Origin of the sequence: Acidicapsa acidisoli (assembly GCF_025685625.1) — a bacterium.
GTDB lineage: Bacteria > Acidobacteriota > Terriglobia > Terriglobales > Acidobacteriaceae > Acidicapsa > Acidicapsa acidisoli.
Genome location: NZ_JAGSYI010000001.1, coordinates 1,656,805 through 1,681,386 on the forward strand (window position 1 = coordinate 1,656,805; position 24,582 = coordinate 1,681,386).

Genomic DNA, 24,582 nt, shown 5'->3' on the forward strand with positions numbered 1-24,582 from the left:
TTTAGCCTAGTCCTTTCAGTAACCAGAAAAATAAGATGGCCGCCTCCGAAGTTATTCGAGGCGGCCATCTTATTTTCGGGGTATTTTTCTTGTTACTTGGTATGTAGTTCGATCAATTCAAAGGAGTAACCGGGAATAACATGCTTCAAGTTAGTTGCAGTAACCGGAATCGAGCTCTCCACAGGAACGATATGCTTCGGATCGGTAATACTGTTGGTGTCCACGGGCGAAAGCGCATGCAATCGCGTCAGCTTCGCCGGACCAGTCACGCTGTCGACGCCCTTCAGTTCAATCTCCAGTTCCTGCGAGGTCGGCGCGCCATTCACAATCTTCAGGAAGACCTTCCCGGTCGATTTCTGGTTCGTAACGGAGTAGGCAACCCGCGGCCCGACGCCCGTCAGGCTCGATTCCGGAACCGAATCGCCCACATTCCCGGCAAAGAGCGAGAGCACATAGTAGCTCGGCGAGCCGTAGCTGGTCAGGCCGTCATACCCAATCAGGTCCGGATGCCACTGCATCCCGCCGTTGTGCACATTCACCAGCAGCGGCGCGTAGCTCGACATCACCACCACGTCGCTGTTCCGCTCCACTCCCGTCAACCAGGCTGCGTCCCCCAGCGCCGCGCCAAAGTCCGCGGTCGGTGAGCCTTCCATCGTGGCATATTCTCCCATAAAGATCTTCGGGCCGTTGCGATCGAACTTGTCGTAGTGGTGAATATCGTTGAAGTAGTTCTCCGCGCTCAGGTAAAAGTGGTCGTCGAGCACGTCCGGCTTGACACTCTTGACCGGCGCGGTGGCAATCAACTGCTGATCGGGATACTTCGCCTTGATCGCGTCGTGGAACTGCTTGAATCGTCCGTCATAGCTGCCGGATTTGTCGAACCAATCCTCATTACCGACTTCGACATACGCCAGCTTGAAGGGCGCCGGATGCCCGTCCTTGGCCCGCTCCGCGCCCCATTTCGTATCGGTCCCGCCGGTCGCGTACTCGATCTCATCCAGCGCATCCTGTACGTATGGTTCGAGCGCTGGCCCCGGCTCCACGTGCTCCTGCTTCATGGAGTAGCCGCCGTAAACGGCCAGCACCAGGTTCATATGCAGATCCTCGCACCACTCCATGAACTCAAGCAGTCCAAGGCCGTCCGACGAGTGGTAATTCCACGGGCTCGGATGCGTTGGCCGGTCCACCAGAGGCCCAATGGTCTTCTTCCACTCATAGCGCTCGTTGATGTGGTCGCCTTCCAAGTAGTTGCCGCCAGGGAAGCGCAGAAAGGCCGGATGCAGACCCGCGAGGATCTCCATCAGGTCAACCCGGTTGCCGTTCTCGCGATTCTTGTATGTCGGCGGAAACAGAGAAACCAGCGTCATCCAGACCGTTCCCGGTTTGGTCACGGTGAGTTCGAGGTGGTAGGCCTCCGATGCCTCGATCTTTCCCGTATGCAGAGTAACCGTATACTGCTTCCAGTCGCTCCCGATCGACGCAATCTCGGCGCTGGCCACGCTCTTGCCTGTCCGGTTGCTGACCAGGTTCCAGTGCAGCGGGCCAACCCCGGAACCTGGGCCAGCAGAATCCGCCTTGGCATACATCGAGCCCTTGTACGTCATATCCGGCCGCAGCGGATAGCCCCAGTAACCCTGGTTGCGCAGCCCGGCAGGCTCTTCAGGCGAAGCTGAAGTCACCGTCAACTTGATGCTGTCGGTGAGCGCCTCCGATGGCCCGGTCGTCTTGTCTTTCTCCATCGTTGCGCCGGCGCTTGCATTCTGTACCACCAGCCAATCCTGCTGGTTCCAGTTCGGGTCTCGCAGCGTCCGGTTGCGCACCATCTCTGCGTAAAGGCCCCCGTCGTAGGAGTAATTGATCTCCTCCGTCATCATCCCGTAGAGCGTTGGGCTCACGCCATGCAGCGTCTTGTTGACCTGCACGCTTAGCACCGCCGCCGGCTTGGCAGTTGACTGGCCGGATACAAACACGCTGGAAGAAGTAACCAGGAACAGACCCACCAACATCCGAACGGCAGGCTTGCGCAGATTCGTCAAAACTCGAATGAAAGACATTTCAGGAGCCTCTTTGGGTAAAGGTTTACTCGAAAAGCGAGTTTAGCCGTTACACCTGCACTTGGCAAGGCTTCTAGCTACTTTCGCAAGGAGTCGAATCCGGAACCCGATCAGAGCCTGCCGGAGTGTTTCTGGATCACGCCCTGGCCACTTCCACCAGCGTCGAGTAAAACGTAGGAGCCGCGCCAATGTCGGTAAGCCGCTCGCTCGTGAGCGCGTTGACGTTCCGGCCGCCAGGGCTCAATTTGTTCCAGTCCAGCCGCCCCGCAACTACGCCAGCCGGTACGCGATCGGAAATCAGCGCGGTCAGCTCCAGCGTTCCCCGATCATTCCAGATCCGAACCGGATCGCCGTCCCCAATTCCACGCGGCTTGGCATCGGAGGGGTGAATCTCCAGCCGGTGATTGGTCCGTGCCTCCATGCCGCGATGCCCATCCAGGTTCGCGAATGTGGTGTTCATGTAGTTGTCCGCCTTGCGCGGCAAAAACTCGAGCGGAAACCGGCCCGCATCCGGCCCCAGCCGCGACTCAATCGGCGGAATAAACGCCGGCAGCGGATCAATTCCAGATTCAGGGCCGGCAGCGGCCAGAACCTCCGAATAAAACTCGATCTTTCCGCTCGGCGTAGGCAGCAATCCGTCCCTGGCGCTGCTGAAGGGCAGAAAGTGATGCCCGCCAACCCGATTCGCAAACGAGAGCGGAATATGGCCCTGCTCAACCAGCAGTTCGGGCGTGATGTGTTCCATATTCGGATTGCGAGAGTGGCCGTTCTCACCCACATTCAACGCCTGGCGGATCATCTCCTCCGGCGTGTCGCGGAAGCACGATTCCGGAAAACCCATCCGCTGAGCCAGCTGCGAAAACAGCCAGACATTCGAGCGAGCCTCGCCCAGCGGCTCAATCGCCTGATGCGACCGCTGCACAAAGTAGTGTCCGTAGGCCCCTTGAATGTCCGTGTGCTCCAGAAATGTCGTGGCCGGCAGAACGTAATCCGCGTAATCCGTCGTGTCCGTCATGAATTGCTCATGGACAACGGTGAAGAGATCCGTCCGCTCGAATCCGCGGCGAACCGCGTTCTGATTCGGCGCAACGGCAGCCGGGTTGGAGTTGTAGACAAAAATCGCATGAACCCGCGGACCATCCCCGGCAGCATCGCCCAACTCCGTAAGGGCATTGCCAAGACGGGACATATTCACCACCCGCGCTGGACTGCCAAGCGGTGAAGCCAGCATCAGATCTGGCCGTTCAATGGCCGCGCTGTCGAACTTGAACGCACCTGACATCGAGAGCTGCGCCCCCCCGCCCACGTGTTTCCATGCTCCGGTAAGCGCCGGCAGCATGGAAATAGCCCGAACAGCTGTCCCGCCATTCTGTGACCGCTGAACGCCGTAATTCATGCGGAGAACAGCAGGCTTCGTGGTTCCGTATTCGCGGGCAAGTTGCTCGATCTCAACCGCGGTCAAGCCGGTCCACGCGGCGACGCGCTCGGGCGTGTACTTGCGGACGCGTTCGGCCAGTTGCTCAAAACCGTGCGTCATTTCGCGAATGTAATCGCGGTCTTCTAATCCATCGCGCAGAATGACATGCATCATTCCCAGAGCCAGAGCAGCGTCTGTTCCGGGCCGGATGGCGATGTGCCAGTCGGCCAATCCTGCCGTCCTCGTGCGATAGGGATCGATGACGATGAATCGTGCGCCGTTCCGCCGCGCCTGCTCGACAAATGGCCAAAGATGAATGTTGTTCCCGTGGATGTTCGCGCCCCAAGCAATAATCAGCTTCGCGTGCGGAAAATCCTCATTCGGCGTGCCGAGCTTTTTGCCGTAGACCAGCTTGAAAGCCTGCCCGCCCGCCTCAGCACAGATCGTCCGGTCAAGCTGCGAAGCTCCCAGCCGATGAAAGAACCGCCGGTCCATCGAGCCATAGCCCAGCACGCCAATCGTCCCCGCATAGCTGTAAGGCAAGATCGATTCAGGCCCGTATTGGTCGCTCACCTGTTGCAGCCGCGCGGCGATTGCATCCAGCGCCTCATCCCACGAAATCTGCTCGAAAGACTCGAGTTCGTGACCTTTTTTCAGCGGGCCTTTCGCAACGCCGGCCCTGCGCCGCAAAGGGTGCAAAATGCGCTGCGGAGAGTAGACGCGATCCAGATATTTGGCGACCTTTCCGCAAAGAAAGCCCTGCGTCACCGGGTGCGACGGATCGCCCTGAACCTTGACGGCGCGGCCTTCGCCGTCTACCGTAACCAGCACCGCGCAGGAATCGGGACAGTCGTGCGAACAGACTGTGTGTACGATTCGGAAAGGTTCTGTTGCGGAACTAGCAGCCATAATTCATTGTAGAGTGACATCGGAGGAGAAACTATGCGAATTCGCGGGGCTTTGGCGGTGCTGGCGCTGGCCTTGGTGCTCGGCTGCTCGGGGACGATCCAGGCGCAGGAACGAAAAAGCGAGGAAGCAGCGATCCGGATTGTGTTGGAAGAGCAGGTCGCTGCATGGAATCGCGGTGACATCCCGGGTTTCATGGCAAGTTATGAGGACTCTCCTGAGACCACCTTTGTTGGAACCGCGTCGGTCAACAAGGGATTCCAGCCCATTCTTGAGCGTTACAAAAAGGGGTACGCGAGCAAGGAACAAATGGGCGCGCTCACCTTCAAGGAACTCGATATCCGGCTGCTGCCGACCGCCGGTGGCGTCACGGAATACGCTGTAGTGACAGGCCGTTTTCATCTCGAACGGACAGCCCGGGGCGCGGCGACGAAGGATGACGGCGTCTTCAGCCTGGTGTGGCACAAGGGTCCGGGCGGATGGAAGATTCTGCTTGATCACACCGCCTGAGTCTCCGATCTGATACCCTCAATAGCCGTTACCTCCGTGCACCCGCGAATGGCGTTGCAAAGGTAAACTGCATCGGCCGAGGCGAGGTCGGCCAAGTGAAGCACTTTCTCCGTCGCGTCCGGCCTGGCTTCAAGCAGATGACGGCGGTAGACGCCGGGCAACACCCCACAGGAAACTGGCGGCGTGAACCACTGGCCGTTCTTCACGACAAATAGGTTGCTGATGGCTCCTTGCGTGACTTCGTCGCGCTCATTCAAAAACAGCACATCGACAAATCCCAGCGCGGCAGCCCACTGATATTGCTCGTCAAAGAGCCTGCGCCGCGTAGTCTTGTGGCGCAGCAAACGGTCGCTGGAGCGGACGCGGTGCGCGGAGACAACAACCTTTCCCGGCATGTTCTCTGCCGCCGCGGCGTGAGTGATCTGCATCGCTCCGTCGCGGTCCAACGTCAGCCGCACCTTGGTTCGCTGGCCGGGAGTCAAGTCGCATTCCACGGCCTCCAAGGACGCGAGGATGGCAGTCTGGTCGAATCGAAACCCGAAATACCGGGCCGAGAGCTCCAATCGCTCGATATGCATGGAGAGACGGCAGTAGCCATCCTGCCAAAGAATGCTTTCGATCAATTGGAACGGCTCGTTTTCAGCTTCCCGCTTCACGCTCCCGGTCAGGAATCGAGACTTCAACCGGCACTCGCGATACTCTTCGTTGGCTTGCGAGTCGATCACAATGCCGCTGCCTACGCCCATTTCGCCTCGACTACCGGTCAGCAGGACCGTGCGGATGGGAACGCTGAAGACAGCCTCCGAATGTGGCGAAAAGAACCCGATAGCGCCTGTATAAACGCCGCGCGGTTCGACTTCGAGTTCCCGGATAATCTCCATGGTGCGAAGCTTGGGCGCTCCGGTGATGGACCCGCATGGAAACAGGCTGCGGAAAATCTCATCGTTGCTCACATCGGCGCGCAGCGTGCCGGAGATTTCCGACGTCATCTGAAAGAGCGTCTCATATTTCTCAATGGAAAACAGCCGCCTCGCGTCAACGCTGCCGAACTCGCAGATGCGCCCAAGGTCGTTGCGCAGCAAGTCTACTATCATCACGTTTTCGCTGCGGTTCTTCCCATTGTTCTGGAGCCATGCTGCCATTGCCTCATCTTCAGCGCAATCCGCTCCTCTCGGAGCAGTGCCCTTCATGGGCCGTGTGAGGATCTGAGAACCCTTGCGCCGAAAGAAAAGCTCCGGCGAGAACGACAGAATCTTCCAGTCTTCTGCGTGGAGAAAAGCGCTGTACGGCACGGGCTGGCATGCCGTTACTGCGCGAAACAAAGCCGCTGCGGAGCCCGAAAAGTCGAAGTGCAGCTTATGCGTGAAGTTGACCTGATACGTGTCTCCTGCTCGAATGTATTCATGAATTGCTGCGATCTCCCAGGCATAATCCTCGCTTGAAAGAGACCAGCGCAAATCGCTGATTTCGTAGTTCGCCTCTGGCGGCGATCCCTCATCTGACGCGAAATCCGTTGGCGCATCGCCTTCAAATTGGCCGCTTCGGTGGTTGAAGACAAAGGGCTTTGCGAAGACGCCAAGCCACGCCAGCGGAGTCGGGCTGTTTTTCGCGTCGCCGTGGCCCCTGGACTGCATTTGAGCGCTGTATTCGTAGGAGAAGAATCCTGCCACCCAATCCCCATCGGCCAGTGCCCGCTCTATCGCCACGAAGAGCGATTTGTGGGCATACGAGTCCGCCGCGCCGAGGATCTGCCGGGGACGAGTGAATAGATAGCTACGGTAGTTCTCCGCATCCATGCGCGAGGTTTGAAGTAGAACGCTGCCCGGCGTGGACGCGGCAAGCGTGAGACATTGTGGGGGAAGTGGAACAAAAGGATTCAAGGATGGAGCGCGCAAGGGCGCTCCATCCAGTGTAATCGGGCAGATACGCCTGTTCGGAACTCTTGGCATCCAGGGCTCCGATGCGTCCTTCTCTTAAAAACGCGTGCGAACGCCTAGCTGGATTTCACGAGGCCGGTACGAAGTGGTGGCGTTTACGTCGAGTGGCTTGCCAAATTCTGGAATGGTGCTGGGAAGTCCGGTTTTCGTGAGGCCGGTGAGGAAGTTGAGCGTCGGCAGATCGCCCGCGATGGTACCGCGCTCGATCGTGTAGCCGGTGGTTTCGATCTGCGTGACATTCTGGTGGTTGAAAAGATTGAAGCTTTCTGCGAGCACTTCCAACTCTCGATGTTCCCCGAGGGAAAAACGCTTGCCGAGCCGGGAGTCGGCAGTCCATGTCGCGGGGTAACGATAGGTGTTGCGACCGATTCCGTAGAGGCGGTTGTCGCCGCCTGAGCCGTTGATGCCGGGGCCGGCTCCTTCGATCAGGTGGCCCGTGTCGCTGTAAAAACCGGGGATATATCCGCCGGTGCGCATGGTAAACGGGAGTCCGCTGCGGTATTGGCCGATGGCTGCGAACGTCCAGCCGTTGGCGACGGCTCCGGCGAAGTGATTCAGCTTCCAGCGAGTCTCGTAGAGCAGCGTCAGACCACCCGAATTACGAATATCCAGATTCGATGTCCCGTATTCGAGGCGAAAATCTTCTGGATCGAGGAGATCGTCGACCGCGACATTGCCCGATTCGTTGGGATTCCAGTCCGTAGCATGAGCGTAGAGATAATGTGCGCGCAGGTTGAGGCCGTGACGTCCGTAGCGCGCGAGCTTGATCATCGTGGTCTGGTAAGTGGAGTTGGCGCGGCCCTCGATGGAGGAAAGCTGCTGGTAGGCCGGGTTGAGCCGAGCCTGGTAGAACGGGACGGTGATCTGCGGGGTCTTGATCGGTCCAGCCTGGATGGCGTCGACGACGGCGTAGGTTATTGTTTGCGGGCTTTGACTGGGGTCAAAATTCGTGTCGATCGAGATCGGCAACCTGCGTCCCAGGCTGGCCATTCCCTCGACCGAGACGATCCAATGGCCGGGGAGTTCCTGTTCAAGGCCAAATATGGCTTGGTCCACTTCCTGTGGCCGAAAGTTCGACGCAAAGGAAACCGCGCCCGGCGTGACGGCCGTTATCGGCTCGACGGGAAAGACATAGGGGAACGGCGGCGCGCCCTGATCCGTAGGTCGAAAGAAGAAGTTCAGGTCGCCGTTGGTTGAGCCGGTCTGCGTAAGCGCGGCCAGGACGACGGAGTTGTCGATGCGCCCATAGTAGAGGCCAGCGCCAAGCCGGAGCACAGTGGTCCTCCATGGAGAAAACGCAACGCCGATGCGCGGACCCCAGTTCAGCGTTGTCGGCGGGAGCTTCTCGGTTGCCGGAAGCGCAGCGTTTTGCGTTGCGGTAATCGGCGGTGGCAATTGTTCAGCCTCCACACGAACCCCGGCTGAGATTGTAAGGCGATGGAGTGGTTGCCACTGTTCCGTAACAAAGCCCGCGAGGTCGTTGGTGCTGAGGTTCCAGTTTGAAGGGCCGATGCGCTGCGAGTACGACGAATAGCAGGGCAGATAGCCCAGGCCGCCGAGGCTGCCGCCGCCCGTTGCGTAGACGCGGCCTGTGACGTCGCAGTTATGGTTGATTCCGGACGGGTTATCGAGACCGTTGAAGCCGTATTGCAGAAAACTGGCTGCGTCGGAGATGAAGTTGAGCACATTCGGATAGGAGTAAGTGCCAGTCTGGTTGACGAGCGTGCCGACGACGTCGAAGATGTGGCCGAAGCTCGCCCCGGCCTTGAGCAGATGTGCGCCGTGGACCCAGCTCAGAGTATCCTGTGCGACGAAAACGCGTTCATCCGGGAAGCTGGATTTGCCAAGTCGCGCTGGTTTGCCGAGGATGAATCCGTATTTGGAGTCGGCGATGATCTCGGGCAACTGCCCCAGCGCGTTGGCAAGGAAGGGCGCTTCAAACGCAGAGGGAGTCTGCGGAGTCTCGCTCTGGATGTGGCGCGAGTAGAGCGCCGCAACGTCGTTGAGCAGGTTGGGTGTGAGGAAGCTGTCGAGTTTGGCCAAGCCCCATGTGTCTGTGGCGTTGCTGTTGCCGAAGCTGTGGCTGCCGTAAGTCTCCGAACTGCGGGTGAGCGCGCCTGCGGGAGCATTGACATTCGTTGCGTTCCCTTCGACTGTCACGTGCTGGCGCTCGTTCTGCCAGTCGAGGCGTCCAAAGCCTTGCCACTGGCTGGCGGTACGCGGCACTGGGCCGAGCAGGCCAGCCATCTCATTGAGCCAGTTGGAGTAGCTGGTGGCTGCAGCTTCCTCGATTGCCGGGCCGGGCAGGTCGAGCCGGGCGGCGAGCATGATCAGGTCATCGAGCGTGGGTTGGGCAAAGAAATCTGTAGGATGGCGGACCGATGCGACGGCGGGGTCGTTACGCAACAGGCCGTCCAAAGCGGCAAACCAGAAGAGCTTGTCGCGCCGGATATTGCTACCGATGCCGATGCCGAGGGTCTGGCGCGTGTTTGGGGGGGTATAAGGCTCGGCGGTGAACTGTGCCGTGTCGCCCCCGCTTGCGGGGGCGGTCTGCTGCACCCATTGCGTGTAGGGATTCTGCGCACCCCAAAGATTCTGCTTGTCGAAGTAGAAGGCCTGGCCATGCAGTCCGTTGTGGCCCTGATTGGTGTTGAGCCGGATCGCTCCACCTGAGGATCGTCCCTGATCGGCTGCTGAATTGCTGGTGCGCGCTTCCATGGAGAGCACGGCGGATTCGCCGACTGACTCGGTCTGGCGGCTTTCGCGGTCGCTGCTGGTGCGAAAGCCGGGTGAGTTCTCGATGCCGTCTATGCTGGCGGCCGTCGGATTGGCGATGCTGCCGCTCATCGCTAGGGTCTCGTGCTGCGGATCGCTAGCGTCTTCAGGCTGGTCGCCGATTTGGCCACTACTATTTTCGCCCTGCGCTGCGGAACTGGCTGCGGGAGTGATGGCGGCGAACTCTTGCCAGTTACGCGCGCCCATCGGCAGGGAACTCAGTTCTTCGCCTGGGATCAGCGTGGTGACGGCGGCGGAGACAGGGTCGAGTTCGTGAAGATCGGCTTCGATAGGGAGTGCCTGGTTCGGAAGCTGCATCGCCAGCGCAGCCTGGACGCGCGTCGCGTGCCCTGCAGAGACGAGGATGCCATCGACGCCGCCCTTGCCCAACGCAGGAACTGAGGCTTCCAGTTGATATTCGCCTGCTCCGAGTCCTGTAAAGCGATAGCTGCCGTTTTTACCGGTGACGCCGCGCAAGGTCGCGCCGGTCGTCACATTGCGCACGACGACGACGGCTTGCGCGAGCGGCGTGCTGTTCAAGTCTGTTAGTTTGCCGTCGAGCGTGCCAGTCGCGGCGGCTTCGGGGGACTTGGCCTGCGCGCCAGCAACAGTCAGAATGGTCGCAGCTAGCCAAAGAATTGCGGCTCGCGTTGGCTGGATTCTCCGGAAACCACTCTTGCTCTTCATCCCGTTGCGCTCCAAAGGCGACCGTTCGCCCGCGTTTCCGATGGCGAGGGGCCTGACTTAGAGCAAATCCGGGAAGAAAGTTACAGAATCTAAGTATTTCCGCACGGACCAGGGTAGCGGAAATACCGCGGAGCCAGTTCGGAGTGCGTGAGCGACCCGCTTTGAAAGTCGTGCTTTCCTGCGAGGTTCTTGGGTGTTACGAGCGAGTATAGTTGCATTCCGCTAGACTGGAAAGACAGGAAGTTGGATTTTGTACTTATGTTCATTGATGAAGCAAGAATTCTGGTCAAAGCCGGCGATGGCGGCAACGGTTGCGTTGCCTTCCGGCGGGAAAAGTTCGTGCCGCGCGGCGGTCCGTCGGGCGGCGATGGCGGACGAGGTGGCGATGTGGTTATGCAGTCCAGCCAACAGCACAATACGCTGATCCATTTTCGGTTCAACCCGGAGCACAAGGCGGGACGCGGGCGGCATGGAGAAGGCTCCAACTGCACGGGGAGCGACGGCGAGTCGATCACGCTGAAAGTTCCGGTAGGGACGAGCCTTTTCGACGCCGAGACAGGCGAGTTGGTACACGATTTTGCGTTGCCCGGCGAGAGTTTCGTGATCGCCAAGGGCGGCCGCGGAGGACGCGGTAACCAGCACTTTGCCACGCCTGTCCATCAGGCTCCGAGGGAGTCGGAACCGGGGAGGCTGGGCGAGGAACGCACCTATCGTCTGGAGCTGAAGCTGCTTGCGGATGTCGGTCTTGTCGGCTATCCGAACGCCGGAAAGTCGACACTGATCTCGCGCGTCTCGGCGGCCAAGCCCAAGATCGCCGATTACCCGTTTACGACGTTGCAGCCCAATCTGGGCGTGGTTACGGTGGGCGACGTTCCGAATGAAGAGAGTTATGTTGTTGCCGATATGCCCGGTCTCATTGAGGGCGCACATCTTGGCGCGGGGTTGGGAATTCAGTTTCTGCGGCATATCGAGCGGACGCGTGTACTCGTACACCTGATCGATGTTTCAGATAGCTCCGGGCGGCCGGACCCGATTGAGGACTTCAAGGTGATCTGCGCAGAGCTTGAGAACTTCGGGCACGGTTTGGCGGAAAAGCCGATGATTATGGTTGCATCGAAGGTTGATACCGCGAACCCCGAGAAGCTCAAAAAACTGACCGCGTCGGCCAAGCGGCGCAAGCTGGAGTTTCACGCGATTTCAGCGGTGACGGGACAGGGGATCGAGGATCTTAAGTGGTCGCTGGCCAAGCATGTTCGCGAAGCGCGGGATGTAGAGGCTCCAGAGCCTGTGTTTTAGTGTTTGATTGATTGAGCCGGTTGTGATTCGCGAATTCTCTGCATTCATGCTGAATTGGGAGCGACGGGGAGATTCTTTCCTGCTTTAGGCGAAGAAGTGGCGAATTTGAAGCTGTCCGCTCGGGGAGGGGGTGGGGGTACCCTGTTTTTTCCGCGTAAGTTGTTTTATATCATAAAGCTATAGTCTGAAAACATGTCGGAAAACGCCCCAAAAGTGGCAAAAAAGGACGAATTATGCGCATGAGAATTCCTTTCTTCGCAGATGGCGGCGTATGGGACAAGTGCTTTCTTTATTGTGCGCGTTGGGAGGGTAATTCTCCGCAAACGGGTTTCCGATGGTGTAACAGGTTCACTTAGGCTGAGGCGCACAAACCGGCCGGATTGAGCAGCTTCAACACCAAGCGGTCACTCGGTCGTACAATGATTTCGATCGGAGAGCGCGTGAGGAAACCTGAAGGCTATCGGCAGGCGGCTCTAGAGGAGTGCTTCTGCCTGCTCGTGCTGTGCCTTCCGTATTATCAGGCCCTCCTGTTTGCGGGGATAAGCGGGATGGTCTCCGTTCTCCTGCTCACATGTCTTCTACTTTTTGTGGTCGTGCAATCCCCAGAGATCTATCGCACGATTACTGGTCACCTCAAGGCGTTCCCGCTCTCATGGACTCCGCCACTCGGCCGCAGAGATCTTTGGATCTCGGTGCCTTCGCGCGTTGTGGTTCAAGGACCACGTCTCGCCCCTTCCTTTCAGCGGCCTCCGCCTATCTTTTCCTGATTCCAGTGGATTGCACGAGCATTGCGCGATTTTGATGGCGATGCATTCGTTTGTCTTTCAACTGTTTTCCGGGCCATCGTCCCGGAAGGAAAAGGTGTCCTTTGTCCGAAATTTTCAATCCCAATCTTCCGAATCAAAATTCCGGTGGTGGCGATGGCCGATCCATCCTGGTTCTCGCAATCCTGGCGTTCGTGATTCTGTGCAGTCTCCTATATTTCGTCAATTCCAAGCCCGGTACGCCAACACTATTGAACCAACTTGCTGCATCCAGCACGCAGGATGGGAGCATATCCAAGGCCGCAACCGCGCCGAATCAGTTTGGCTGGCTCACCGTGCTGGCCACGCCACTCTATTTGGCGTTGTGCCTGGTGCACGAACACTTAGTTAGTAATTGGGGCTGGGCAATCATCGTCCTCACGGTGATTTTCAATGCATTGATGCTATGGCCTCGGATGATGTCGATGGGGTCCTCGTTGAAAATGATGCGCGTCCAGCCCAAGGTCGATGCTCTGAAGAAGCGCTACGCGCATCTCAAGATGAACGATCCCAAGCGCGTTGAGATGAATGCGGAGCTGATGGCCCTCTACAAGGCCGAAGGCACGAATATGTACGGCGGCTGTCTGCCGATGCTGCTGCAAACACCGTTGCTTTTCGCCTACTTTCGTGTGCTGCAGAATGCGACTGAGTTGCGCCATGCCCATTGGTGTTGGCTGACAGACCTCTCCGCGCCCGACCCGCTGCACATCTTACCGATCCTCATCGTCTTGACGATGTTCCTTACGCAATTTATTACGCCTTCGCCCGGGATGGACCGTGCCCAACGACGGATGCTGGCTTTTGTCATACCGGTGATTATGGGATTTACGCTGTGGCATTACGCCTCAGGACTGGCGCTTTACTGGGCTACGGGCAACATCTTCAATTTAACGATTCAATTTGGGATCAATCGTACGAGGATGGGCAGGGAGATGCAGGCAATCAGCCCTCGTGCTAATGAAGGGGGATAGGGGATTTCGCAAAGGATCGTTTTCTGAGATGCAAAATGGCAGAGGCCTTTGTCTGCCATGTCGGAGAGAATAGAGCGGGCCTTCAGCCCTTGGTCTCTCTCTTTTCTTCGTTACCCAGGCCGATGGCCTGGGCTGATGACGCGCCGTTGACGCTAGGATTGCTTCAGCTCCTCATTGACGGATTGGATCTGCAGAACGGAAATGGGTTCGTGGCGCGGAAAAGCAGAAACGGATTTCCTACGGAAATGACAGAAAGAAAGGCCAGAGCAAATGCAAATTTATTAAGCCCCAAGTCTCGATGATGAGCCCCGGGGCTTTTGTATTTCGATTTGCTGAGGTTGGTACTTTGTTAGCGGCTGACCGCCGCTGGTTCTTCGACAGGGGCAAGCTCCGTCAGGGTTAGCGGGTAGTAGGCATTGCTGATGTACTGCTTGACCATGCGGTTGGTGTTGAAGAAGGAGCCGTTGTAGGCGACGGTGGTGCGCATCATGTTGCCCCATGCCTCGGGGGCTTCGCGATAGAGCGGAACTACGGATTTTTCGAGTTTTTCGTAGAGCGAGGTGGCTTCGGCTGCGTCGTCATCGCCGTCTTCAATGGCCCAGCCGGTGTAGCCTTCCAGGCAGCCCTCGATCCACCAGCCGTCGAGAATGGAGAGGCTTGGCACGCCGTTCAGCGCAGCCTTCATGCCGCTCGTTCCGGAGGCTTCGTAGGGGCGTTTGGGGGTGTTGACCCAGACGTCGACGCCGGCGGTGAGGAGCGCGCCGAGTTCCCAATCGTAATTTTCGAGGTAGACGACACGCAGATCTGAGCCTGAATACTTGTGCGCCTTCTCGATGACGCTGTGGATGAGCGCCTTGCCGGGCTCGTCCATCGGATGCGCCTTGCCGGAGTAGAGAATCTGCAATCCGCCGGCTGATTGCGCGATCTCGAGCAGGCGGTCGGGGTCGGTAAAGAGCAGGTCGGCGCGCTTGTAGGTGGCGGCGCGACGGGCAAAGCCGAGGGTGAGGACTTTGGGATTCAATACAAGGCCGGTGCGCGAGGCGACTTCGGTAAGGAGGGTTTCCTTGGCCTGGGTGTGGGCGGCGATGATCTCCGGCAGCGGAATCTGGATTGCGTTACGAAGATAGAGATTGTCTCGCCGCCAGTTGAGTATGTTCTTATCCAGCAGATCCTGGAATGGCTCGGAAACCCAGGTTGGCGCGTGGACTCCGTTGGTGATGGCGTCGATCTGGTAAGCGGGGAACATTTCGCGGGAGACATTGCCGTGCTGCAGTGCGACGCCGTTGACGTAGCGCGAGAAGCACAACGCGACGTAGGTCATGTTCAGCATGTTTTCGTGACAACAGCCGAGCGATTCGAGGCGCGCGGTTCGTTCGCCGCCCAGGATGCGTGCCGCCTGTTCCCGGCTGAAGCGGTCATGGCCGGCGGGAACTGGCGTGTGGGTGGTGAAGACGCACTTCTGGCGAACAGCCTTCACGTCGAGGTCGGTCACCTTGTTGAGAGGACCGCCTCCGAGCTGGGCTTCGAGAAGCGCGAGGGTCAGCAGCGCGGCATGGCCCTCGTTCATGTGGTAGACGTTTACGCGATGACCCAGCGCATTGAGCATGCGTACGCCGCCCATGCCGAGAATGATCTCCTGTTGCAGGCGATAGTTGGAGTCGCCACCGTAAAGGTGGTCGGTCAGGCTGCGATCCCATGCCGAGTTTTCCGGCAGATCGGTGTCGAGCAAGTAGATGGGAATGGTGTGGCCTGCGCGGCCGACCATGTCATAGCGCCATGCGCGGACGGTTACGGTGCGGTCTTCGACCGTAACGGCGATTCTGGGGGCCTCTTCGGTGCAGAAATCCGCAACCACCCAGGGCTGAATGTCTTCGGTCTGTTTGCCCTCCTGGTCGAGATGCTGACGGAAATAGCCTTTGCGGTGCAGGAGGGTGAAGGCGACCAAAGGGGTTCCTAGATCGGCAGCTGAACGGAGAGTGTCTCCGGCCAGCACTCCCAGACCGCCGGAGTATGTCGGCATGCCTGGATTGATTGCGACTTCCATGGAGAAGTATGCAACTACACCACTTTGAGGAAAAGAATCATAGGAACACTGCTGTTGAGATGAGGAGTTGGACATGATATTAGGGTCTCCGTGGGCGTGCATAAGGACAGTACCTGCGTGCAATCTCCGATACGGTCCTTTATCGGCCAGAAATGGGAATTGATTGTTCCTCTTTGATCTGGCAGATTTTTGAACAAAACGTGCAAATCAGAAACTCGTCCGATTTTAACAAGCGACCCGTTTTCGGAATAGCGAAATCTGGTCGGTTGGCAGCTTTTGAGGAGGCTAGTAGAAGCGCCCTGTAGGAACAATCCCACCTTCGTGCAGGTGTGGATTTTCGCCTAAGCCCTCAGAACTGGGGCGGTTGCCCCTCAATGGAAAGATGCCTGGCACCCCAGTAAGGAGTTGATTTTCATTTTGAAATAGCCAAAATATAGGTCGGAAATTGGGGGCCGGGTTGATATCAAATGCCTGAGATCTAAGTGGATTTCTTAGGCATAAATCGATTCATCGATCAGCCAAGAATCAGCTCCGAGATGGAGCCGGGATCGGATCATCGATTGAGGTATCGCTCTTCATGCCACGCGATGCGCGCCAGCGGAAGCATGGCAAATGTGAATTTCGGGATCGATGCCTGTGGTCTGACGGTATCGCTCTTTGAGCGCCGCCGCGAAGGCTGTGGCCTCGTCGATTTCGACGACGTTGACGGTGCAGCCGCCGAATCCTCCACCCGTGAGGCGGGCGCCGATCAGGCCGGGGAGATCCTGAGCCAGATCGACCATCGTGTCGGCCTCGACGCAACTGCCTTCAAAATCTTTGCTATAGCTTACGTGGGCTTCGTGCATGAGCTTGCCGAGAGCAGGTAAATCGTGGCGCAGGAGGGCGTCGGCGGCTTCGAGGGTGCGCTGGTTTTCGGTGATGACGTGGCGGGCGCGCTTGAGGGCGTTTGGGGGGATTTCGTGGCCCCAGGCTTCGAGATCGGCTACGGTTGCGTCGCGCAGGAACTTGATTTCGGGCCGATGGGTGGCGAGAATGCGGCAGGCTTCTTCGACTTCGGCGCGCCGGGTGGTGTAGCCGTCGCCAGCGACGGAGTGCTTGACCATAGTATTGGCGATGACGAGGGCCATGTTGGCGGGAATTGGGGCTAGGCGATAGCTGAGGTCGCGGCAATCGAGGAGCAGGGCGTTATCGGCGGCGCCGTTGACAGAAATGAACTGGTCCATGATGCCGCAGTTGGCGCCTACGAACTCATTTTCTGCTCTCTGGCAGAGCCGGGCGAGCTTTGGGCCCGGAATAGCGGCTCCGATGAGAGATGTCACCGCTGTGGCGGTGGCTACTTCGACTGCGGCTGAGCTGCTCAGGCCTGAACCGAGAGGGACATCGCCCCAGAGGCTCAGGCTTAGTGGCGGAATGGTGTAGCCCTCGCCGGCCAGAATCGCCATCACGCCCAGGGGGTAATCGCTCCAGTGGCCGCTTGCCTTGGTGGGCAAGGGGTTGGCAGGGAAGCTTCGCTCTTGGTGGAAGTTCTCAGCGTAGATCACGATTTTTCCGTCATTGCGCGGAGAGATGGCGGCTAATGTGGCGAAGTCGATAGCGACCGGCATGACGAAACCTTCGGCGTAATCCGTGTGTTCGCCAATCAGGTTGACTCGCCCTGGGGCAACGAATATTTCCGGCGTGACGCCGAAGCGATGCTCATGGATTTGGCGAAGTGCGGCGGGGTCTTTCATTCCTTTTGTTCCTCAATTGAAGCAGCATCGGTTCGGATTTCGATAGCCCCGAGGTTCCCAGTTTCGAAGTGGGTATATTCCTCGATTCATCCGTTTGATTCATTTGTGTGATTCATGCAAGCTGTTGAGTTTTTCCTGTTCGATTCGGTCGATCTGCAATTCCATTGGCCAGGTATAGGTCTCGCCTGGCGAGAGCTGACGAGACCAAGCCTTGGTCCTGTGCCCTGTCTTGGCCAGTGAGTCGACGGGGGCCGTGGTCGGTTCAGGTGCGACGCAAATCTGTTTCGGTCCCGGGCCTTCGGGCCATCCTCCATAGCAGAGCCACAGACCGAGATACGGTGTAAGCGAGGGTTCGAAGCGAATGGTGACGCGAAGGCCGATCTGTGGGCGCTCGATAGAGCACCAGCCCTCGGACAGTGGAGTGACGGCTCCGGCAAAGAGCTTGTCGCCGATTCCTGAATCGGGGCTTGCGGCAAGGCTCAGGTCGATTTCGGAGCCATGATTGGAACTGGTAACTGGCCACTTGACTGTTAACGGGCTGGATTGAGCCGTGTCCGATGTTCCAAGGCGATTGCCAGCGGAGCCCTCGACATTCAAGGAATGCACATCTTTCGGCAGTACGATCCTGTCACCTGCGGAGACCGCAAATAATGGATGCGCCGACCAGGCCCACGGAACGTTGTATGCCCCGAGATTGGTCAGGGAGTACAGGAGTTGCAGCCGCCAGCTGGAGGCCACTTCGGTGAGAATTGCCGAGCGAGTGAGCTGCAATGGGAGCGAGAAGCAATTGGCCCGGAGAGTGGCGGAGTCGTCGCTGGCGTTCAACACCTGCCATGGCACACGCCAAAGATCTCCGTGATCCGGAACGTGAGCCAGTCCGGCCTCTGTTTGCACGTCGCATTCGGCGACAGAGGGGAGACATTCGTCCCAGCCGCTGGCGTCTCCATCGGAGAAGGCCATGGTTCTGGTTCTGGGCTCATAGGGCTTGAGAGGAGATTGAAGCAATTCTTCGTTTCCGACTCGGAGCGAGCTGATTTTTCCGCCCAGCGCAGGCATCAGGGTGAGGGCACATTGCCCGGCCCGAATGACAACGTTTTCTTCCGATCCCGCCAAATCTGTCTCCTTCAGCCGCCCGACCCGGGTCCGCTTCGTCCAATAAGTTTATCCGTCTAATCGATCGCTATGAATCGGTGAAACGAAATTCTGACGTCCTTTGAATCGCGCATTCAGCTACCGCATCCGTCGCTCATCCCGGCGATTTCCTGGTTGGCAACCGTACTCAGGCGATCCCAGATTTCGTCCAGCCATTCCGCGTGTTCCGGCTTCATCAGAACCGAGCGCAAACAGGTCACTGCGGACTTGGCCGATAGGGCAGTTTGCGCGGTCGCGGAATTCAAGGTGAACATCGCTTCGGGTAATTGTACTAGCGCCAGATGGAGGTTGAGAGCAGCGCAGCCATCAAAAATCCGTTGCGCCAGATTGGAGCGCTTCTCAAGCGAATCGGACTTGGCTGGCTTGGCCTGCCATACAACGATATCCAATTCCGGCTTACCGGCAAATGGTGCAAATGCATCATTTGCGCGAATTCGCCGATCAAGTTCGATCGCGGCGCGACGGCCTGCGGCGAGGCCGCGGGCAAACTCGCCATTCGCGACCAGCGGAAGCAGGCGCTGCGTGGCCCACAGCGCAACGGCGGAAGCGCCGGCTCGCGAACACTCCAGGCTGATTTCGCCCAGGTGCAGCTCATTGGAAGTGAAATAGGTGTAGGGCGAGTCGTGCTTGTAGAAGCGCCCGACGGACGGGTCCTTGAACAGGACGCATCCGCACCCGTAGGGCTGGAGGCCGTGTTTGTGCGGGTCGACGACGATGGAGTCGGCCTGATCCATCGCTTCGAATGCGGATCGGGCCGACTCCTCCAATTCGTTGGCGATCAGCCGGAAGTAACCGCCGTACGCGGCGTCGAGGTGCACGCGGAATCCATATCGATCACGCAATGAGAGGATGTCAGGCAATGGGTCGACGGAACCGAGCGCCGTGGTGCCCATGGTCACGACGACCGTGCCTATGTTGCCGCGACGCAGTTCGTCTTCGAGCGCGTTCAAGTCCATGCGTCCGAAATTGTCCGATGCGACGGTAGTAAAAGGAATCTTCAGTACCGAAGTAATGCGCTTGTGGGTGTAATGGGCTTGTTCCTGGGCTACGATTCGTTTTTCCGGAGCAAGCTGGCCGGCGACCCAGAGGGCTTCCAGATTGGCAAAAGTGCCGCCCGAGGTCAGATGGCCGAGAAAGCCTTCTGCGCCAGTGCGGGGCCATCCGAACATGCGGGCGATTTCGGCGACGGCTTCAATCTCCATCTGCGAACTGGCGCGGCCGCCGTCGCGCGCATGATTATTCGGGTTGATAGCCATGGCGAGCATGTAGGCGGCTCGCGCGATCGGGTGCGGAGGCTTCAACATCTGTCCGGCATACAGGGGATGGAAATAGGGATAGTTGTCGCCCATGCGTTTGGCGACCTCGGCCAGGACAGCGCCCATTGCATCGTGATCGGAAGCTCTGTTCGGGAGGGAATCGAAGGCCGGAAGATCAGTGAATGACTCGGCCAATCGGGCTACCGGAGCTTCGAGCAGGTCCAGAATCGGGTCACGTTCAGAGTTGGCAGCCATGGCGAAAGACCACCATACCACTTTGCACGCTGTGGTCCCAAGATTGCGCAAAAGGAGACACTTGCAGATTTTCGTACCCGGATTTCCAGATCGATGCTAAAATCATCGCAGCGTAAGAACAGAACCGGGCGTGAGCAGTACTCGCCCAACCAAGCAAGAATCTGCCAGTGGTCGCTCCGTTTCACTCAAGCGCAATTCAAAGTTTAGGAAATACGACTCAAAATGGAACAAGGTACTGTTAAGTGGTTTAATGACGCGAAGGGCTTCGGCTTCATCTCGCGTCAGAACGGCGAGGATGTCTTCGTGCATTACTCCGCCATCAACTCGAATGGCTTCAAGAGCTTGCAAGAAGGCCAGGCCGTTCAGTTCAACGTAGTGAAGGGTCCCAAGGGCTGGCAGGCGGCTGACGTTCAGCCTCTGTAAGCTCCTCTGATACAGGACTCCGAGGGATTCTGGCAGAATCCGCAATCAATCAACAGGGCGAGGTGCGAACCTCGCCCTGTTGCTGCGAGTTGATTCGTCCGAGCTGAAACCCTCAAAATGTTCACATTTTGTTAGACGCTAGACTTCGCGAAAAGGACTGCGCTTTCGCCGAGCAAGTTCCTCCAGTGCATTGCAGGCTGTAACCACTCCGTTCTCGCTATGTAACCGCTGCGCGGTCAGCTCAGCCCGGTGGCTGTAAATTGGGCTTTCGAGCAGTTTTCTGAGTTTTTTTGCTACGCGAAGCGGGGTGAAATAGCGCTTCTGGATGGTCCGCGCCACTTTGAGCCTGCGCATCCGGCGTGCGTTGTCCGGCTGGTCGTGACTGTAGGGCATGATCAGCATCGGTTTGCCTGCCCTGAGACACTGCGCCGTAGTGCCGACACCGCCCTGGTGAATGACGGCTGCGGCCCGCGAAAAGAGTGCCGAGTAGGGCGCATATTCCGCAATACAGATTGAATCGGGGAGTGGGTGGCGCGGGCGATTTCGCATATCCGACCCGATCAGCAGCACGGCGCGCATTCCCAGTCTCTCCGCAGCGCGCGCGCCGTATTCGTAGAAGCGTCCAGCGGCCAGCACAGCCGCCGATCCGAGTGTAAAGACCAGTGGAGCCGGACCGTTGGCGAGAAACTTTTCCAGATGCGGGGGCAGCTTTGTATCGCCAGCATCGGAATCGTAAAAGCAAAATCCTGTGATCTTTGTGTTTGCTGGCCAGTCCGGCTGCTCACGGCCCAAGACCCGCGAAAAGAGAGCCAGCACCAGATCCGGGGAGTGTTTGGCGTCAAAGAGGGGGTTGCGGCCTCGCTCCAACCCGAGTTCACGGCGGAGGTCGTAGACGGGCTGTGGCCATTTGCGGCTGACGAAGCGCGCCAGCCGCCGGATGACTCGGCCCATTCCGGGCACGGCCTTATCTGCGCGGGCCAGGCGGGGATACATTGGGAGTACGGGCGGATCGAAGGCGGAAAAGAAGGATAGCGGGGCGAGGACGTAGCTTGCCCATGGAATTCCGGTCATTTCGGCGACGAGCGGGCCGGCGTAGTTCAGCTCGCCGAGCAGAAGCAGATCGGCGCGGGCCGGCATCGTGGCTGCCGCGGTCAGATCGTCGTATGTTTCGCGCAGGGCGGGAAAGAGGAATTCACGCAGACCGCGCTCTGTTCCTTTGCGAACGTCGTAGACCATCTCGGCCAGGATTGTGTTTTTCGGGTCGAGGTCGGGGCGCACGGCATGGAATTCAATTCCGAGCGGGATAACCTTCGGGCCGTACATGGCCGGGACGGCCATTACGGGTTGATGCCCACGCCGCTTCAGCTCAAGCGCGATCGCAATGAGCGGATTGATGTCGCCAAAGGTGCCAATGTTCGATAAGACAATCCGCACGTTGTCGGTAGCCTCTCCTCGATCATGCTATCGCAACGCGTTCATGGACAGCCCTGTTACCACTTCGCCTCGAATGCCCGGAAACGCCGCTCCTGTTCCCATTGGGCGGAGGCCTTTTCGCTGCTGTCGAGGAAGGCTTTGCACTTTGCGGATGGTTTATCGCTGCCGAGAGTCTGACCGACGCATTCGCTCGCTGGGGTGGTGAAGACGTCTTCCTTTGCCCAAAGGCTTTTGCCGGGTAGGAAGTTGTGCTCCATGCCTGTGCGGGCCATCTGCTTGAGCTCGATGTAGCTCAGATTGAAGTCCTCGGCGGCGCGCACGTATTCGTGCGTGAGGTCGATGCGGGAGACACCCTCATCATCGGTAGAGAGCGCTACCGGTACGCCTGCTCTACGATAGAGCGGAAGAGGATGATCGGCGCCTTTGATGCCGAGAATCCCATCATTGGAGGTCAGGTTGATCTCGATCATGATGTGCTTTGCAGCCAGTTCCTTGAGCAGGGCTGGGGCGTCGTCCTCATACATCACATCTACGCCGTGGCCGATGCGCTCGGCGTGACCCAGTTCGACGGCCTGACGGATGTGGAAGCGGAGCCCGTCCGGCGGCACCATGCCGGAAGCAAGTTCTCCAGCGTGCAGCGAGATATGCACTGAAGGATAGACGGAGTGCAGGTATTCGAGCATGTGCATCTGGAGGGTGTAGTCCTTCATGGAAAGATAGCCGTCCTCGGGCTGCACAAAATTGATGCCCACAAACTCGGGCAGCTTGGAGATGGTCTCGAAGCCGAGGAGGGTCTGCGCGAAGACCTGCTCTCTGGGGGCTCCGCGAAGTATCTGGTAGATGAATCGCACTTTCACCTGACAAGCGGGCGTGGCATCCGGTGTTCCGCAGTGTTCGAGTTTGTTGCGCAGGTCATTTGCGTTCTGGATGCGCTCCCGAGCGGCATCGACTTCGTCGTCGAGGCCGTGATCGAGGAGTTTCTGGCGGAGTTCGGCGAGGTTCGCGTCCCATCCAAGCTGCGTGGCGATGGTTGCCGCGTGGCTGAATGGCGGGGTATCCATCAACTCCATGTACTGCTCGTTCTGCGAGGCGGCGCGGGTTGCGACTTCGTCGATCCATTCGCCGGAATGGCGCTTGTCGGTGCCGCTGAAGTGGGCGAAAGTGGCGAAGAACTGATCGTGGCCGCTCCATCCTGCGTAGGGCACAAAACTGCGCATGGAAAAGGCGTCGATCAGCTTGTCATATACATCCTGATTGGCGGGAACCTGCGTATGCGATAGCAGATCGGCGGCGGCAATCTGTCCCAGGATCTGTGGACAGCCACCGGATGGCGGTTTGGCGAAGGTGAGCGCCTTGGTGTCGATGCACAACCCGTCTTCGCCTGCGGCGCGAATCCAGCTCTCAGCGTAGACTGCGCCGCTCAGGTGAACATGCAGATCCGCGCCTTTCGGCATGCCGAGCAGGAAGTTGCGAAGCGCTAGCGGGCCTTGCCTCTTGGCAGCGTCAAAGGCGCGCGTGGCTCGCGCCTCGTGGGAGTCGGCTGCACTCGATGGACCGCCCGGCTGCGCAAGAGAGGAGATGGAAACGACCGCAACGAAGAGAACGGATGGGAACAGACGCATGGGGCCTCGCTGAGATGTATGGGCTGATGGCTAGTGTAATGGACGAGATGGGGACTGAGTCTTCATAACTCCAGCTTCAGAGGCAGTACGTTCGTACTGGCCTCCTCGCCGGGGGCGAACAGGAGCCAGGTGGCGCCGGCTGCCATTAGAAACAGCCCTAGCCAGGTTCGCGGGCGTAATTGCCGGATCAATTGGAAGACTGTCGCTTCGGCGAGGATTGCGAGCACTGGCGCCCAGATGAAACGCGACGCCATTTGTGTCGCGGAAAGCCGAGGCATCAACCAGAAGAGCAGCAGGAGAGCGGGCATCTCCACCGCGATTGACCAGAGCAGTTCTGGCGTCGGAGCGTTCCATTTCCAGAGGCTCCGTTCCAGCAACGCGCCTGCGAGGCCGTTCGCGATTGCGGCGGTCGATGCGGCGACTGCGACGATCGCCGCAAATGAGGCGTGGGAGTGGCCTCGAAGCCGCGCCGCCGCTACTCCGAGGCAATTTGCCGCGGCGATGCTTAAGGACGCCATGGCTACTGCGACAAAGGCTCCGCCTGCTTCCACGCTGGCCGGAATCGCGACGGGGAAGACAAACAGGGTTCCGACTACGGCAAGGAGAGCCGCCGCCAGGCCACCGCGTCGTTGCGCTTCGGAGGCCAAGCCAACGTACGGCTCAAGCACGACTGCAAATACCGAAACCAGGGTAAGAAGTCCTGTGCGCGTCGGTCCCGATACCCAGCGGCTCGAAAAGGAGACAAGCACACCTGGCGCGACAAACAGTCCTAGCCCGATCAGGGCGGGGATCCACAACTGACGGCGGTCCGGCCACCTTGCCTGCCGCATGACCACAATGGTTGCAGCGGCCAAGGCCAGCAAGGCGAGTGGGATAACCTGCCGTTCGAGAGGCGGCAGGGGATCCAGCGCCAGACCGGACATCAGGTCTGTTTTCAACACGGAGCAAGCTAGCAGTAGGCTCAAAAGCAGCAGAGCTGCCGCTGAAGCGGGAGAAATCCTGCGATCTCTGCGATCCACGCGCGGCATCCTGCACCTAATGAAAACACATCCGGCGGGTTAAGGCCGGTCCCGCGACGGGTTGGCGGCAGCCGATCCTCTTGCTATACTTAAGCAGTCGTTGCAGAAGCGCAGTATGCCCGCCTGTCGGTCGATTCCCGCGCAGATCACCCTTCCTGCAATTGCACTGAGGCCAGATAGCTCAGTGGTAGAGCGCGGCCCTGAAAAGGCCGGCGTCGGCGGTTCGATCCCGTCTCTGGCCACCACATTCTAAAGTACTTAGCGGCAACCAGAAAGTTAGTGTTTTAGCCG

The 24,582-nt window shown here is 58.7% G+C and carries 16 protein-coding genes and 1 tRNA gene; 6 read left to right on the plus strand and 11 right to left on the minus strand.

Annotated elements, in window-relative coordinates; genetic code table 11:
• Window positions 1–92: 92 nt before the first annotated feature.
• Window positions 93–2,054, minus strand: a complete 1,962-nt coding sequence (locus OHL23_RS06660) for an alpha-L-arabinofuranosidase C-terminal domain-containing protein (RefSeq protein ID WP_263351007.1) — start codon at window positions 2,052–2,054, stop codon at window positions 93–95.
• Window positions 2,055–2,190: 136 nt separating this feature from the next.
• Window positions 2,191–4,302 carry a molybdopterin-dependent oxidoreductase gene (locus OHL23_RS06665; protein ID WP_396127293.1) on the minus strand — a complete coding sequence of 704 codons (2,112 nt, stop codon included), beginning with the start codon at window positions 4,300–4,302 and terminating at the stop codon, window positions 2,191–2,193.
• Between the two features lie 111 nt (window positions 4,303–4,413).
• Here OHL23_RS06665 and OHL23_RS06670 point away from each other — a divergent pair, with 111 nt between their 5' ends.
• A complete protein-coding gene (locus OHL23_RS06670) occupies window positions 4,414–4,887 on the plus strand; it encodes a YybH family protein (protein WP_263351009.1) in 474 nt (157 codons plus the stop codon).
• On the opposite strand, the gene pabB is transcribed toward OHL23_RS06670, so the two are convergent.
• Window positions 4,875–6,836, minus strand: coding sequence for an aminodeoxychorismate synthase component I (gene pabB, locus OHL23_RS06675; protein ID WP_263351010.1), 1,962 nt, complete (start codon window positions 6,834–6,836; stop codon window positions 4,875–4,877). The genes OHL23_RS06670 and pabB overlap by 13 nt on opposite strands.
• Window positions 6,837–6,860: 24 nt before the next feature.
• Complete coding sequence (locus OHL23_RS06680; protein ID WP_263351011.1) at window positions 6,861–10,286, minus strand: carboxypeptidase-like regulatory domain-containing protein; 3,426 nt, start codon at window positions 10,284–10,286, stop codon at window positions 6,861–6,863.
• Window positions 10,287–10,544: 258 nt separating this feature from the next.
• On the opposite strand from OHL23_RS06680, the gene obgE reads away from it, so the two are divergent.
• From obgE to OHL23_RS06695, 3 genes are all read left to right on the plus strand, one after another.
• Window positions 10,545–11,582: a GTPase ObgE gene (obgE, locus tag OHL23_RS06685; RefSeq protein ID WP_263351012.1), complete on the plus strand. Its 1,038-nt coding sequence runs from the start codon at window positions 10,545–10,547 to the stop codon at window positions 11,580–11,582.
• A 440-nt stretch (window positions 11,583–12,022) separates the two neighbouring features.
• The gene (locus tag OHL23_RS06690; protein ID WP_263351013.1) at window positions 12,023–12,349 is read left to right on the plus strand and encodes a hypothetical protein; all 327 of its coding nucleotides are present in this window, start codon (window positions 12,023–12,025) and stop codon (window positions 12,347–12,349) included.
• A 101-nt stretch (window positions 12,350–12,450) separates the two neighbouring features.
• The gene (locus tag OHL23_RS06695) at window positions 12,451–13,356 is read left to right on the plus strand and encodes a YidC/Oxa1 family membrane protein insertase (protein WP_263351014.1); all 906 of its coding nucleotides are present in this window, start codon (window positions 12,451–12,453) and stop codon (window positions 13,354–13,356) included.
• Between the two features lie 349 nt (window positions 13,357–13,705).
• Here OHL23_RS06695 and glgP read toward each other — a convergent pair whose 3' ends face one another.
• The 4 genes from glgP to OHL23_RS06715 form a co-directional block, all read right to left on the minus strand.
• The gene (glgP, locus tag OHL23_RS06700; RefSeq protein WP_263351015.1) at window positions 13,706–15,475 is read right to left on the minus strand and encodes an alpha-glucan family phosphorylase; all 1,770 of its coding nucleotides are present in this window, start codon (window positions 15,473–15,475) and stop codon (window positions 13,706–13,708) included.
• A 500-nt stretch (window positions 15,476–15,975) separates the two neighbouring features.
• Window positions 15,976–17,130: a galactokinase gene (gene galK / locus OHL23_RS06705; protein ID WP_263351016.1), complete on the minus strand. Its 1,155-nt coding sequence runs from the start codon at window positions 17,128–17,130 to the stop codon at window positions 15,976–15,978.
• A 99-nt stretch (window positions 17,131–17,229) separates the two neighbouring features.
• Window positions 17,230–18,243 carry an aldose epimerase family protein gene (locus tag OHL23_RS06710; protein ID WP_263351017.1) on the minus strand — a complete coding sequence of 338 codons (1,014 nt, stop codon included), beginning with the start codon at window positions 18,241–18,243 and terminating at the stop codon, window positions 17,230–17,232.
• A gap of 113 nt (window positions 18,244–18,356) precedes the next feature.
• Complete coding sequence (locus OHL23_RS06715; RefSeq protein WP_263351018.1) at window positions 18,357–19,793, minus strand: pyridoxal phosphate-dependent decarboxylase family protein; 1,437 nt, start codon at window positions 19,791–19,793, stop codon at window positions 18,357–18,359.
• Window positions 19,794–20,015: 222 nt separating this feature from the next.
• Here OHL23_RS06715 and OHL23_RS06720 point away from each other — a divergent pair, with 222 nt between their 5' ends.
• A complete protein-coding gene (locus tag OHL23_RS06720; protein ID WP_117300112.1) occupies window positions 20,016–20,216 on the plus strand; it encodes a cold-shock protein in 201 nt (66 codons plus the stop codon).
• A gap of 138 nt (window positions 20,217–20,354) precedes the next feature.
• On the opposite strand, the gene OHL23_RS06725 is transcribed toward OHL23_RS06720, so the two are convergent.
• The 3 genes from OHL23_RS06725 to OHL23_RS06735 form a co-directional block, all read right to left on the minus strand.
• Window positions 20,355–21,650, minus strand: coding sequence for a glycosyltransferase (locus OHL23_RS06725; RefSeq protein ID WP_263351019.1), 1,296 nt, complete (start codon window positions 21,648–21,650; stop codon window positions 20,355–20,357).
• A gap of 56 nt (window positions 21,651–21,706) precedes the next feature.
• Window positions 21,707–23,272 carry an adenosine deaminase family protein gene (locus OHL23_RS06730; RefSeq protein ID WP_263351020.1) on the minus strand — a complete coding sequence of 522 codons (1,566 nt, stop codon included), beginning with the start codon at window positions 23,270–23,272 and terminating at the stop codon, window positions 21,707–21,709.
• A 62-nt stretch (window positions 23,273–23,334) separates the two neighbouring features.
• On the minus strand, window positions 23,335–24,291 hold the full coding sequence (locus tag OHL23_RS06735; protein WP_263351021.1) for a hypothetical protein: 957 nt from the start codon (window positions 24,289–24,291) through the stop codon (window positions 23,335–23,337).
• Between the two features lie 170 nt (window positions 24,292–24,461).
• On the opposite strand from OHL23_RS06735, the gene OHL23_RS06740 reads away from it, so the two are divergent.
• A tRNA-Phe gene (locus tag OHL23_RS06740) sits at window positions 24,462–24,536 on the plus strand.
• Window positions 24,537–24,582: the final 46 nt, after the last annotated feature.

What these genes read in the sequence shown, in the direction of transcription:
- OHL23_RS06720 (WP_117300112.1), top strand. Translation starts at nt 20,016, where the DNA reads ATGGAACAAGGTACTGTTAAGTGGTTTAATGACGCGAAGGGCTTCGGC.
- OHL23_RS06670 (WP_263351009.1), top strand. Translation starts at nt 4,414, where the DNA reads ATGCGAATTCGCGGGGCTTTGGCGGTGCTGGCGCTGGCCTTGGTGCTC.
- OHL23_RS06660 (WP_263351007.1), bottom strand. Translation starts at nt 2,054, where the DNA reads ATGTCTTTCATTCGAGTTTTGACGAATCTGCGCAAGCCTGCCGTTCGG.
- galK (WP_263351016.1), bottom strand. Translation starts at nt 17,130, where the DNA reads ATGAAAGACCCCGCCGCACTTCGCCAAATCCATGAGCATCGCTTCGGC.
- pabB (WP_263351010.1), bottom strand. Translation starts at nt 6,836, where the DNA reads ATGCCAAGAGTTCCGAACAGGCGTATCTGCCCGATTACACTGGATGGA.
- obgE (WP_263351012.1), top strand. Translation starts at nt 10,545, where the DNA reads ATGTTCATTGATGAAGCAAGAATTCTGGTCAAAGCCGGCGATGGCGGC.
- OHL23_RS06715 (WP_263351018.1), bottom strand. Translation starts at nt 19,793, where the DNA reads ATGGCTGCCAACTCTGAACGTGACCCGATTCTGGACCTGCTCGAAGCT.
- OHL23_RS06730 (WP_263351020.1), bottom strand. Translation starts at nt 23,272, where the DNA reads ATGCGTCTGTTCCCATCCGTTCTCTTCGTTGCGGTCGTTTCCATCTCC.
- glgP (WP_263351015.1), bottom strand. Translation starts at nt 15,475, where the DNA reads ATGTCCAACTCCTCATCTCAACAGCAGTGTTCCTATGATTCTTTTCCT.
- OHL23_RS06680 (WP_263351011.1), bottom strand. Translation starts at nt 10,286, where the DNA reads ATGAAGAGCAAGAGTGGTTTCCGGAGAATCCAGCCAACGCGAGCCGCA.